Source organism: Taishania pollutisoli, assembly GCF_014518315.1.
GTDB classification, from domain to species: Bacteria; Bacteroidota; Bacteroidia; order Flavobacteriales_D; family Crocinitomicaceae; genus Taishania; species Taishania pollutisoli.
Genome location: NZ_JACVEL010000006.1, coordinates 1 through 14,182 on the forward strand (window position 1 = coordinate 1; position 14,182 = coordinate 14,182).

Here is a 14,182-nt window from a genome sequence, read left to right on the forward strand (position 1 = left end):
ACCTCAATGTACGAAGGACAGACCGTCGGGTCTTCCGCATCCTGTAAGGTCACAATGTACGTGCCGTTGCTACTGTAGGTGTGAAAGGGGGACGCCTGGGTCGAATGGACTCCGTCCCCAAAGCCCCACAAAGGACTCGTAATGCCTAAACTCGCTAAGTTCGCACTGAAACTGTAACTCCCGCAGCTCCCTGACCCGGCTGTAATCGAACCCGTAACCGGGGTGCCGTAAAAGACCGTCTCGCTCAACGTGAAGGAAGAGGGGGTACAATCCGAAATGCTGAACTCAAAAACTGCTTCTACAAAACCACAGCCTTCAGTGGGTAAACTCAATAAGGTGTCCAATAAGCCCAGTCCCCCGAACGGAAAATCCGTGACGACCAAATTACCGTAACTGTAACTCTGAGTAAGTCCATTGCTCCAGTATAAATGCAACGTCCCGGATTTTAACGTAACTCGACGGGCTGTAACACCCGAATTCAATCCAAAATAAAACTGATAGTCGCCATTCACATCCTCAACACGCGTGAAATGATAATCCGTAACATCGCACTGGGAATGTAGTGATCCAAAGGAAATAATAATTGTAAAAAATAAAATGAGTGTATGGCGTAGCATCAGTTTTCAGTATTTAAACGTGTGTGTTATCTTTTTTCCAGTACTTCTATACGTTTTACCAACTTGTCTAATTCTGCTCTCATTGCATCAATTTGCTTTTGTTGGTTCTCATTTTCAGTAATCAATGTCTTTACTGCTTCTGTTGACAAAACAGACAATGCATTGTAATTGACCACTTTAATCGGAGTTGTTATATTTCGCCCCATTTCATCTTTACGCACCGGATAATTATATTGGCGAACAAGTGTTGGAAACAATTTTTCTAATTCCTGTGAGATCACACCATAGTGGATCTCTCCTGGTTGGGATTTTAATTCATAGGAATAGAATTTAACGTTCTTCAAATTTTCTTTTAATTCATTCCCACTTTGCTGTCCGCTTAGTGTCCTGATATTTGCTTTCAATGTTGAATCCGAAATAATGTACCCTGCATGTTGATAGATATCTCCGTGTACATGTAAATCAGCACCTTCCACTCCACTCCCTATATTCACAGACTGTCCATTCCAAAATTGTAAATCCAATGATCCTTCATCGTAATTGATTTCATTACTATGCCCTGATACAATTGAAGGATTCCCAGGATAAGCAGTCCCGGTGCCTCCAAATTTAAGCGGACTTGACATACCAGAAGTTCCATAATCTGTGAAAACCTGAAGTGGGTACGTAGTAAGATTGGCCTGCTCTTGCGTAGAAGTCGGTGATGGGTTACCATTAATCATTACAAATCCCTGGTTGGTTCCTGTTGGGCTATAATAGATATTCCCGGGATAAGCTGTGTTATCCACCCACAAAGAAGAACTTGACACAACTGTTGTATTTGCCAATTGTTTCCACTGTGTTGCAATAGCATCAAAATACCAAAACCCATAGTTAGGTCCTGAGTTTGTCACAAATACAATCAATCCGTCTTCTCCCGGAACAATATTCCCTGGTGCCAATACTCCACCAGATGAAATTGCCGCGTACGTAACACGAGGAATCAATACCCCTTTTTCATTAGAAACAACATCCAGCATTGCGTTTTTAGATGGGGGTACCTGATCATTTGCAATGGACACTCCCTGAGGCGTATTTTGTGCGAATGCACTGCTCATCAACGAAACAAGTGTGATTGAAAGTGCAATGGTATTAACAATTTTCATAGTCTATTTTATTATTTTATTCAACATTAATGATTTCACTGTACTGGATATTCATATCTCTACAATCCTCTTCTTCGGATTCGATTACATATGGAGCTCCATCTCTACAATTTGTTTGCAGATTGTCCATAAACGGAATAAATTCTCCGCTGCGAACACGTAACAATTTTTCCGGTATTTTATACGTAGGGTCATACAAGGTAATGAGACGTTGCGGGACAGAAGGGCAAACCTCTACTCCTCCTCCGACTTTTGGAATAAGCATTCCACAATTCGATTCAGAATAGGTAGGGAATTGGCTCATACACGTCAAGGGATCTACACATGCTTGCCGGAGTTCATCCACATAATTCTCACATGCCAAAACAGCCTGTGAAACCATTGCATCTACCTGAGCCATCGATACCTGCCCGGTCGTTGACCCGTCCACACATTCAACAATTTCGTAACAATTGAAATTGAGCATTTGCACAATCTGGCTTCGGAAATAATCCTGGCGTTCACTACAACTGCTGCGTGCATTGTTAAAATCACTATTGATCATCTCTTGTAAAGAATCACAATCGATTGGTTGAAGGGGTGGAAGACTGCCACACAAGGTATTGTTCGGGTCATCATCCAGGTCACCTGCAGGAACTGTTTTTGAAGCCTGTACATAAAACATATAGCGTTCCATGGCATTCCAGTTATGGTGATCTGTATCAATACACGGCGGAGCATAACACAATGCCATCCCGGAAAAATCATGGTAGCAAGTCGTCAACTCCAATGCTGCTGAGGAAGCCAGTGGATAAGCACTTTCAACATTTCCGGGTGAATTCATAAAAGGAGCGCCAGCAGCAAGGTCGATGTCCGGATCGTATTCAAAATACTTAAACATCCACGCCGGCGACTTGATATTGTCATAACGTAATTTATCCGTAAGCAATGTTGTCGTGTAATTTGGAGGATTACTGTTGTCTTCTTCTACTTTTTTCGCATAGATTGCCTCTCTGTTACTCTCATAATCAGAGAAATCATTCATCAGAATCGGGGTGTTTACTTCTCCTAAATAAGATTGTATATCTCCACTCGTTAATGGAGACGAATCTTGTTGGGGGAGGTCAATAATTGCAGCAAATTTGTATCCTGCACACGACATGAATGTGTTCGGAATATCGTATTGAATCGCCATTGGAGAAGCACCTGAACTTCCGTCTCCTTCTCCAGCAAGATCATCCGATAGTTTTTTCATTTTTTTGGAAATGATAAAACTTACCAATTGTTGTAATAACCCCTGATTTCCATCAGCACTGTCCGGATCATCACTGTGTCCTCCTGCTACGGTACCATCATCTCCACCTGAAGAAGCATCATTGTCTTCATCACTATTCACACCATCATAAATGTTAAATCCGCTTGGTGTTTTCAACATTTCGAAATAGGCACGGATTGTACTGTACCAGCATTCATACAAGGCATCACAGGTATAATACGGTCCGTAAAATTCTTGTGGCGCTCCCGCCGGAACTAAATCACCTGTCGAATTGTAAACAGGTACAGATCCAGTAGGGCTATCCCACACCCAATCACTTCCGCTTTTGTATGCATTTCCTGTAAAATACTGGTCCGTGAGCATGTGGAAAATCATGTTGTCAAAATGAGAACGAAACGGGTCATTAGAAGATGCAGGAATAGTACCACCGAATCCATTCATTCCACCTGTTGCATTCCCGATTCCCCATTCTGTGAGGTATGCGGTCGGATTTCCATCTTGCACAATTTCTTCATACAGTGTCCGGAATATATCTGAAAACAACACATCATCAGGGGTCAATGTTTGCAGAGGGTCTTCAAGAATGGTTTCAATCCGCTTACAAACTTCATACTTCTCCACCTGAGGAATATCGGCCCCGAGGTCTCCGCAACAAGAAGTCGTCATGACCAACTGAGAGGTATTGACTTCCGAAGTAGGCTGCCCCTGTCCGTCCAATACAAATCCATATTGTAATGTATAGTCCGGATTAAAAACAAAGTTTGCAGGGAAACCAAAGTCAGAAACCATCCTGTTGAAATACGTTCCCAATGTTCCTGTCCAGAAATGATTCTGGTATCCTGAACCTTCAAAGCAATCAGCAGGTTGCCCGATACATGACGGCCCTGCCGCTGCATGCCCTGCCGCCAAATTCGTAATTAATGTATCCAACATCTCATTAAATATGTCCAGATCTTCCTGGGAAGTAGTACTATTCATCCACGTTGCAACCAAGTCAACCAATGGTGCCAGGTATTGTTGCGCTGCCGGAATTTCATATGCTGTTGCAGGATCTGTCATGGAAGTCACAATCTTCTGGATTTTCCAGTTACCTGCGGGTAATGTTACCTGATTTCCGTTTGTCGTATATAGTCCTGCTCCCGCTTCGATGGTATACCATGTAAAATTTGATCCAGGAATTGCATTCGAACAATCTCCAAGGCTGACATCCATATATTGCGTACCAAATTTTTCACCTGTCACGATATTTGATACAATAAAACGTACTTCAAAATTACAGTTTCCACCCGGACACCCCCCTTCTGCTGCTGTGATACTTTGCGTACACGGGAAATAATCTACTGTTATTGTTGTTTGCTGATCCAATGTCAATACTTTCGAGCTGATGAATTTGCTGTCAGAAAGGGTGTTTACAACAATTTCATCCGCAACTTCCATTCCTAATTTCCCTGCATTTCCGGGATTATCAATTGCCAGTAAATTATCCGGCACAACACTGCTCATAGCCGTTGCAATCGTTAACCCTTCGATAGTTGTATAGGCGATGGTCCCTGTACCGTTCGGGTCGAGTGTAACCGTTTTCAGAATATTCACTGCTGGTGGAGCCTCATCCCCAAAAACAGCTATTAATTCATCATCTGAAGGGGTCCCGTAAAAAATACGGGAAGTTCTCCCTTGCCCGATTGCATGAACTTTTCCTATTCCGGAGGATTCTGCAACTCTTCCTGAACCATCTGTCAAATAAATTGTCCTTGAAAACGGGTATCCTTCCGCATCCGGAATGGTGTAATCTGAAGTATTGTTTTCTGAATAATAGCTGAATGCGGAAGAACCGTCGTCTTTTGCTGTTCCCGGAGCCTGAATATTTGCATCCGCATCAAAATCATCAGCCGTGTATAATTGCCCGTTCGCATTCAATAGAAATTCATCTTTATACCCATTCAATCCTGAAGTACTCATTGGCACAGGAAGTGTATTCAATGTAGGACGCCCCAGGTAATCCATCACCGTTTGTGAGATTACTGATTTCCCTGAAGAAGCTGCATATGCCTGCGTTTGTACCGTTTGTAATAAGTTATTGGCATAGATCATTCCTTCACCAATTTTGTTTCCTTCCGAAATAACCCTGGAATACATCCAGTTTTTCGTATCATCCGGATCTTCCAGGAAGAAAGCAAATGGTGTAGAAGGAATGCCTGGTATTGTCAAATTCACTGTTAATCCTTGCTGGTATGAATTGGACCAGGTTCCTAAATTCTTTGCATTCGAGAAACCTCCCGGGTAGAAATTCCCGACACCTCTGACTCGCCAGATATAAAATCCGGTTCCTTCGGCGACGGTAAGACGAACTGCTTTTGCTCCGTTGGTTGTTTCAATTTTCAATGCATTGTTCCAGTCAACTGTTGCTTCGATTGCATTGTCTTGTGTATTCGCCGGATTCGTGTTTTCTAATTTCAGAATTTGAATTTCATAATTCGGGAAATTGTGTGCGGTAGCTGCCCAGTCGAACACCAACACTCTCGAAGTTTGTGTATTTCCTGAAAATGCAGTAACAACAGGTGCTGCTGCCTGGTTTTGGTTCGTTTCCAATCGCACATCTACACCGTACTTTGTCGTTACGCTCGCACTCAACTTCTGATGATTGGCTACATACCCCCGAATTTCGTTTTGTTGGGCGCTATAAGCCGGACCGATGATCAACGACAGGGGATCGGAAACATTGGTCATTTCAATTTCCACCTTTTCCAGATCATACAAATCGCATAGGCTGGTGATGTCCTTATGAAATACAGCTACTGCATGTTCTGAATTGATCGCCAATTGAGCCGTTTCACTTTCAACCGGTGTCGGATTACCTACTTCATAAAAGTGGCAGGTAAATGTGATTTCATGATCGCCTATAACAGCTCCGTTATTTGCATCTCCCAATAAGAAAATGTCATCAACGGTCCAGGCAACTGTCAACTTAGATGATGTTACCTTATGATTTAACGGAGAAATTACCGGGGAAGCTGTAATATTGACATCAAATGTATTTGACGACGCAACTGTACTTCCTTTCCGTTCATCTGAATAAGTTTGAGTATCCACCTGCGCAACGACTGTGGTTGTTATCCATATCGAAGTAAGTACCAGTGTACAAAATAGCTTCATATTAATTCGCAATAAGCTCATATCCATTGTATTTAGGCTTTAATTTTCCTTTTGAGTCCAAGAACATTCCGACAAGGTCTTTTGGAAATGTGTATTTATAATCTGTTTGAAAATCGTAGTATGTTATGCTCATCCTTCGGAGTTGGTATCCTTTTCCGTAGGAAGTAATTGTTTTTTTCAACTTTTTTGTTTTTGAATCAAAATAATAGGTCAACTTATCTGCATAAAACCCATTGATTTTTAATTGAGACACATCCAAAACTACCTTGTAGAGCCCTTTCTCGCTCACTTCAGAACACTCTGATACTGTCGCTTTGCTGATAATGTGTTCCTGGTTGTTGAGAAATGTGCCGAAAATCCCCGCACCGTCAAATTCCGGATCTGATTCCGGATTTCGACTTACCAAAATCTTTTTTTGTTTGTGCATCACTGTAAATACGTACTCTTTATTGGTGTATGTCGAAATTTCGCTGCTGATCAGATGTACCTGATCCGCAGAAACGTAGTATTTCACGCGTTGCTTTGGTGAACTAACATCCGAATCCCAATAACTCAACTCTTGTTCAAAATCAACATAATACACTTTCCCTGCTGCCGGTTTTCCTAATTTCCGGATTTGTTCATTGTATTTTTTTACCATGTCAATGCACTGAGCATCTGTCTGTCCCCGCACAACAAGGACAGACAACAGCACAATGATTACACTCATTATTTTAGGCATTCTTTTACTCATTTCTATTCGCCTTAGGGCTATTCGCCTGTTGCTCTTTCACTGTTTTTCTACCTCTTTCTGTTTCAATAATTGTACGAACCAATGCTCCTTCCGTATTGTATTCATAAATTACCGCAAAATGCTGGTCATCTAACTGGGCAACTACTTTGAAATCGCTTGGATTATAAACGGTCATGGAAACTCCCGCTTCCAACGGATGGAAACACACATCATCCAATAATAATTGATGAGCTGCCGTAGGAAGGTCATACAAGTATTGAATTGTAAATGCATCTCCCACATTTAATCCGGACCATGTTTTCACATCAACGCTCAACAGGTGCCACTCTCCGACTGTAGCAATTCTGTTCATCGGATACGTCGTATTTCCGAGTTTCAATCGCGGATTACCCTGCATTACTTCTGTCAGTAACGGGTCCGGACTTCCTTCATTGGTAAGACGTACCCACACTTTGAATCGCGCACCTTTATCGTGCAGATTTGTTGTCAATTTCAATGGCTGTGCAGCAATGACTCCATTGTTGATGGTTGCATAATTCAATGAACGGGTTCCTGTATGTGCTTTAGCGATGGTTTGTCCAAGCGCAGAACCGTTTTCATAGTCTTCAAACAATACACTTTCATACTCTGCATTTGCAGCTGACATGATTGGCAACAAATTGCCATATCCCAATTTAACAGTACTATAAATTCCCAATAGGTTCACTTCTTCCAACGGCTGTCCGTTCGGTGAATATTTCGTCACATACGAAGGACTTTGCCAATGTGGATTCAGTGCTTCTACATCTGTTGTACCTCCGTCTTTCCACTTGAAGAATTCAAAATTCGTAATTGTTCCGTCCTTATATACTCTTCCTGAAGCAGCATTCGCAGAAGTTCGGTCTCCGATAAACGTGAAGGAACGAACCGGATAATAGAATGCATTTAATTGATCCAGATCAGACTGATCGAATCCATTGACACCGTTTTGTGCAGCAAATTCTTCTTTTATACGTTCCATGGACGCAGTTTTCGATACCCCTCCAATGGTATATTGAATATTATCATCGAATCTATTCTTTCTAAATTCCGTAGCAGTTGCAGAGATTACCCGATCCATATTGGTCTGGTGCGGATACCATTCATCATTGGTAAACTTCCACAGCGGATTTTCGGAATGTGTCGTGAAACTTCCCGCTGCTGCTGAGAGCAGATTGAAATTATTCGAATTTTTCGATTTTTTACCCATTTCCGCATAAATCCATGCTGCCGGCAAGTTCATTGTATAATAGACATTGTCTTTATTTTGGTTAGTCGGATCTTCTACATCTGTGTCAATTGGCACATGTTCCCGGAAGTCTCCGATTTGATCCGGCGCATCATATGCTGAGGAAACACGTGTAATGATTGGTGATCCATCTAGGTCATTAAATGCCAATGTTTCATTGATTGTTCGGATTCCATCCTGGAAAGTCGTTGTTTTTTTCAACCAGGAAGAATGCTTAATCACTCTACTAGTAATGTGCTGACTCAACTCTGTTTCATCATAGCTTAGTGATAGTCCAAATCCAAACGTAAAAACAATCGGGAACTGAATGAGGAAATTGAGGTCAAGCTCGACAGAGAAGTCAAACGTACGATCTTCCACCCTTCCTGCATACATTGCAATGTCTTCTTCTTGTCCAAGATTCATTGCTGATTTCTTCAATTTCAGGTTACCTGAACCATCTAATTCTCCACTTACGACTGTCTTTGCTTCATTGGTATACTCATTTTCTACCGATGCGTACACCGATGTACTCAATGGATCTACCAGGAATTTTTCGTACGTACCATTGTAGGTATATGATCGCTTCAATTTTCCATGAAGGTCGCTTATTTCAAATACAAATCCCTGAGTTATCCACGCTTTGTCCTGGGAGTAATTGAACATCCCCATCGGAAGTGAAAACTTCGTTTTCTTATAATGGTCTTTGATACGTCCTTCAAATAATTTCCCGGGATCTTTTATTTCCGTATGTTTTACTTTTACGGACGGTTCATCTTTACAGGTAATGTATTCATTGATGACAAATCCAGGGGAACTTTTTCCACTGTGAATATTTTTTATCACGACTCTGGAGTGTCCGATGGAAGCTCCCGGGTACAAGTGCCCTCCCAACGGTCCTTCAGCCCAGCTTTTGTCGCGTCCTGCCATGAGTTTATTTAACACCCCCTGCTTATAACGTGGAAGGATATCCACCAATGCATTTTCCAGACGGGATGAACCTGGTTCATTCGTTGCGACACCACTCGACTGCCCGTCTTTCGTTTTATAAATGTATTCTGATCCATAGATAGACGCTTCTCCCCCTTCAATTCCGGGATTGTACATCAGTAATCGTTTTACACGAACTCCACCTCCTCTTTTTGCTTTTGGAACAACTAACTTGAACGCAGACATTGCCGGATCGTACGCTTTGGCTACATTTGATTTGGCTGGCTTATTGACAGCGAAAATTGCTCCTGCAATTTTGGCTCTTAATCCCAATTCACTCGATTTCATGAGGTATTTTTTCACCTCTTTTATTCCTTCTGCATTGCCATTTGCCGTGTTATTGTATGCCTTCTGAAGTAAATTTCCATCAATGTTCTCATTATCGAGCAGGTATTGCTGATTATCCATTCCGAGGTTCCCCGAAGTAATAAACTGCTCATAAGCAATTCTTCTCGGAGTAAGAAATTTTTGAACCCCTTTCTTTGCACCGAGACTTATGAAAATATTTCCATTATCATAAACAATACGGTTTACCGGGCAATATCCTTCTACAAAATCAGGTTTTCTTGATCCCTGAAGGTTGGCAGCGTCTTCACTCAAATTGTACAGAAACCGGAAATAAAGCATGTTACTTTTTTGACTGTTATCATCTCCATCTTTGATCTCATAGTAACTTGCATTAGATCCGTCAAAAGCCATATTTCCATCAAAATATTGTCTGGCAATTTTAAGGAAGTATGCTTTTTTCTCCGCTTCGGTATGCAACCCTACATCATCCAGATTTAAATAGTATTTATTCTCATCGTACTTATATCCGTTTTCGTTTCCAATACTCGAAGACGGATTGATACTCACCATCGTCATTGCTTCTTTATCCTGCACATAGCAATAATCCTTCTGTTCATATTGTACATGAATTTCACCTCCAGAAGGAAGAATAATTCGCTTTAATTGCCATGCAGCAGGATCAAAGTCGGCAGGTAAATCTCCCTGATAACTCCATTCACGGAGGTATTCACGTTGTTGGCTTTCAATATCATGGTGTTGATTGAATCCCCAGTTATCCAATAACCCTGATCGATAGATCGGATGTTCGTTCAATGTACCATCACCATATCCATCAAAAATTCCATTTTGAGCATAGTTATTGAATGACGGGTAATCACTCTTTTTAAAATACTCGTATTCAAACTTATATGGTGATATACGTGCTTTTACCAAACCTTCTGTATCTGTCCATACTTTTTTCAGTGTCAATTTCCCTGAATTAGCAGAACCAGGTGTTTCCGTTGTATTTGGAATTCCTTTCCAGATTTCATTCGAATATTCAAAATTTGTTACAGAAACCGGTTTGTCTAACCGTGATTTGGAGAACAATATAATTTTATTTAATTGCTCAATTGTATGTGTTCCTTTCGCTCCGTTAGCAGCTTCTTCATCTTTCGCTGCATCAAGACCATCTTTTCGTGGTTGATTACTTCCGTTTGCAGGGAAATAACTCATGAATTTTGTCAATTCTGCTCCGGTTAGTCCCAACGCTGTAGCAATATCCTGAAAATCGTCCCGTGTAGTACCACTCGTTACAAAACAAGCAATGTGTGTTTTCGTTTCAATGGTCTTCAGATAGGCCACCTCTTTTTCTCCGGAAGAAAGAGAAGCCGTCTGATCGTATGGATTATTCAAACGTCCTTTGCCATAATACATTTTGTTGTATGGAGCCCTGTGTCGGTACCATTCATTGTTTCCTCCGTAGCGTTTACGATAGGTGAATTTTGTCCACCCTCCATAATCACGGGCATCTGGCCCATTGTCATTTACGTCGATGTAATCAGCCGTCAGAATCTGGGTAATCAGAAAGCTATTTGAATACGGCTGGGCTGTAAAATCACCCTGTGCACTCAGGTTATTTTCAATTTGGTTGATATCATTTGCTTTCAGATAATTGGTTTGAATCGTATGTGGATTGTTGCCAGTGAATCCGGTATAATCTTTATGCATTGAAGTAGCAGAAGCCTGCAATCCGACTGTCAGGTTTAATTCATTTTTTGCTAAAAGCGCAGCACCATAAATGTATTTAGAACCGTCCGTTTTTGTAATCTTTAACTCCCGGATAAAATTATCCAATTCTGAAATACCAGAAACACCATTATAAAAATCTTGTGTTTCCTGCATTTTATCCAATCTACTTGCTGCATTTTGCGCTGTAGCAAATGTTGTATATTCAATTGTTGAACTCCGTTCTTTCCCAAGATCCACGTTTGTAGAAGACAATCCTGAGATGTAATTAGCAGCGTCGTTATCATCGATATCCTTTCCATCCAATACCATTGACATCACATCATCCGTTGTTGTATAACGGAATACCTTTCCCGGATCGTTCATGAATTCGAAAAATGCTGCATCACTTGAGTTTGCCTGATACATGTCATCTCCAGTGGAACCTCTTTTACCTTTTTCCCAGTTACTGACAACCGTACGATGAAATCCGAATCCAACATCCAAACCTACCTGAATCGTTTGCCCGACTCCGAATTCAATTCCGATGTTCTGAATCACTTCGTTATTGGTAATTTTAGATGGGTAGTAATGATCCACTCGTGAGTTTTTCAAACGAAACCCTCCCATGATTCCTTCACCGGTTGCAGAAAAAACATCCGCACCACTGAATGGAATTCCAAGTGTTTTATCTGTTTTGGACAAAGTCGTTTCTCCCTCAATAAAAAAGTCTTGTGCCTCAAATACGTCTTTTTCATCATCCCAATCTTCATTCCATGTTTTACGATGCAGGTATCCATATGCCTCTATGGTTGTTTCTTTTTCCGGAATATAGACATTAAAATTCCCTTGATATCCGGGTTCAAAACCTACAGGTCCGATTGGGTTAATTTCAATAGAACCTGAAAAGTTGAATGATTTTCCATGTGTTTTTTGAACGGATAGTCCCGGATACATCGTGTTTGCAGAACCTGAAATATTCGGTGCTGAAAGCCCTCTGAACATGTATTTAAAGAAATTTTGCTTTTGTCCCCCTCCATCGTTAAATCCTTTTAGCTTTCTTATTTTTTTATCTAATTCCTTTTTCTCATCATCACCAGCAGTCTCTTTTGCCTTTTCTGCACTCTTAATCGCTTTTCTCGTTTTTATAAACTTGATCAATTCTTGTGGGCTGACAGAAAATCCCATTGTAGAGTTTCCTCCGGCAAAGTTCATATTCAACGATGCCATTCCTTTAAATGAAGCAGAGAATCCTGTTGATTTCATGATCCCGGAATAGTTGTTATATCGAATACTCTGAGATACCGTGACCGTGAAATCTGAGCTCACACCATGTAAATCATTCAATGGTCCATTTCCGCCCCATTCTGAATCCATTTGTGGCTTGGTTACTTTTCCCAATTTATCAAGTGCATCTTTATTTTCCTGCTTTTTCTTTTGTGAATCATCACTGAAAAACTCGATTCCAAGACTCGCTACTGCTGATACTGTCCAATTGGGGACAACCTTGTTGAATTGTCTTACGGATACTCCTTTAAATTCATCCGGATAACCTACTTTTCCTCTGTTGATCGCTCCTGCATTCAGTGTCCAACCATGTCCTACCCACGAAGCCTCTTCTTCAGCAGAAGTACCGCTGTGGTAGGATAAGGACATCGCATAACCACCTCCATCAGCTCCAGGAATGTTCAATACCGGCAGGTTGTAGGTAAAATCACCGGAAAACGGGTCGACCATATCTGTTGTTGCAACAGGTTCAAAACTGCTGAACTCGGGGGAGGATGGTCCTGAAGTCAACGCAAATACCATCGTAGGAAAAAAGATTTCCCCGAAGATTGTAAACGCTAAGAACAAGGCTGTACCTTTCGTTGCTATGGGATTTTTTCTAAAAATTGACATAGTTAAAATTTGATTGCAGGTGTTTTATCTAATGATGATTTTAAGAATCCGAAAGATGATGTTCCGGTACCGAAAATCTCATCATCAAACATGACTGTAAACTTGTCCAGTTTCACCAATTCATCTGCTTTTTCTTCAGGAGAAAAAACAATGTTAAACTTTCGGTGAAATTCCAGACCATAAATATTTTCCATTTCCACAATTACCGGTTTCCATTTTTTACCTCCCGCACGTAATTCCAGTAATTCTGTAAGTCCAAAATTCAATTGTTTCATGCGTTCCGCATATTCTTCATAGTTTTTTACTCCTACGGAAGTAATATCAAAATGAGACTCCTCCGCAGGGCCAATGGTTAACACGAACGTTAAATTATTTTCGTAGAATTTCATAATACTGTCTTTCAGTTGCGGCGTTACAGCACCTTTTTCGCCTTTTAGCTCCAAATAGGTCAAATAATCCGGTGACAATAATTTCATATCAAATGCTATTTCGCCTACTGTTTTTGTCTTATGGACACCATTCGATTCGTCTTCCTGCCATTCGTAGTAATCTTGCAGTGAAACTTCACTTTTAGAGCAGGCCAGTGAAAAAAATAGTAGTATAATCGTATATCGTTTAAAATCCTTCATAGTTGCGGTTCAGTGCCTGTAGTAATTCATTTGTAATGTCCATGCTCGCTTTTCTGTACAGCACCTCATCTCCTTCATTTTTTCCCAAAATGACATCATATCCCTTGTCATTCCCGTATTTTTCAACAAACGAAAGAACCTGGTTCACCACTTCAATGGTCATTTTTTGATCCTCTGCCATTGCATTCTCTTCCAATCCTTTGGAGAATTCCATGAACTTATTTCGCATGCTGATGATCTTCGTTTCTCTATTGACACGCTCCTGCTTTGAAAGAAACGCAGAATCGGCATAATAATCAGAAAGTTCATTTTTGATTGCATCAGTCAAACTGTCGGAGGTGGTATTCCAACCCGTCATTTTCTTTTCATATTCAAGTGTTGCATCTTTCATTCCCTGGTAGTCATTGACCAACCGCTTAAAATCAACAACAGCGATTTTAGGTGTAGCAAAGAAAGAGTAAACAGCAATAGAAGTAGAAATGATCACGGCTCCGATCAGGAAATAATGCGTTTTTTTCAT

At 40.9% G+C, this 14,182-nt stretch carries 7 protein-coding genes; all 7 read right to left on the reverse strand.

Translation table 11 applies throughout. The features are described from left to right. The coding region (locus tag H9Y05_RS09765) for a PKD domain-containing protein (RefSeq protein WP_216714171.1) at positions 1-617 on the reverse strand (617 nt) is incomplete at its 3' end. A gap of 26 nt (positions 618-643) precedes the next feature. After that, positions 644-1,762: a tail fiber domain-containing protein gene (locus H9Y05_RS09770; protein WP_163491760.1), complete on the reverse strand. Its 1,119-nt coding sequence runs from the start codon at positions 1,760-1,762 to the stop codon at positions 644-646. A 16-nt stretch (positions 1,763-1,778) separates the two neighbouring features. Then, a complete protein-coding gene (locus H9Y05_RS09775) occupies positions 1,779-6,191 on the reverse strand; it encodes a hypothetical protein (RefSeq protein ID WP_216714172.1) in 4,413 nt (1,470 codons plus the stop codon). Then, on the reverse strand, positions 6,172-6,879 hold the full coding sequence (locus tag H9Y05_RS09780; RefSeq protein ID WP_163491758.1) for a hypothetical protein: 708 nt from the start codon (positions 6,877-6,879) through the stop codon (positions 6,172-6,174). The genes H9Y05_RS09775 and H9Y05_RS09780 overlap by 20 nt, the downstream gene beginning before the upstream one ends. Positions 6,880-6,895: 16 nt before the next feature. Continuing rightward, positions 6,896-13,033, reverse strand: coding sequence for a hypothetical protein (locus H9Y05_RS09785; protein ID WP_216714173.1), 6,138 nt, complete (start codon positions 13,031-13,033; stop codon positions 6,896-6,898). A gap of 2 nt (positions 13,034-13,035) precedes the next feature. Then, positions 13,036-13,662 (reverse strand): hypothetical protein, encoded by a 627-nt coding sequence (locus H9Y05_RS09790; RefSeq protein ID WP_163491756.1) that lies wholly within the window; start codon positions 13,660-13,662, stop codon positions 13,036-13,038. After that, positions 13,649-14,182: an OmpH family outer membrane protein gene (locus H9Y05_RS09795; protein WP_163491755.1), complete on the reverse strand. Its 534-nt coding sequence runs from the start codon at positions 14,180-14,182 to the stop codon at positions 13,649-13,651. Before H9Y05_RS09795 ends, H9Y05_RS09790 begins: the two co-directional genes overlap by 14 nt.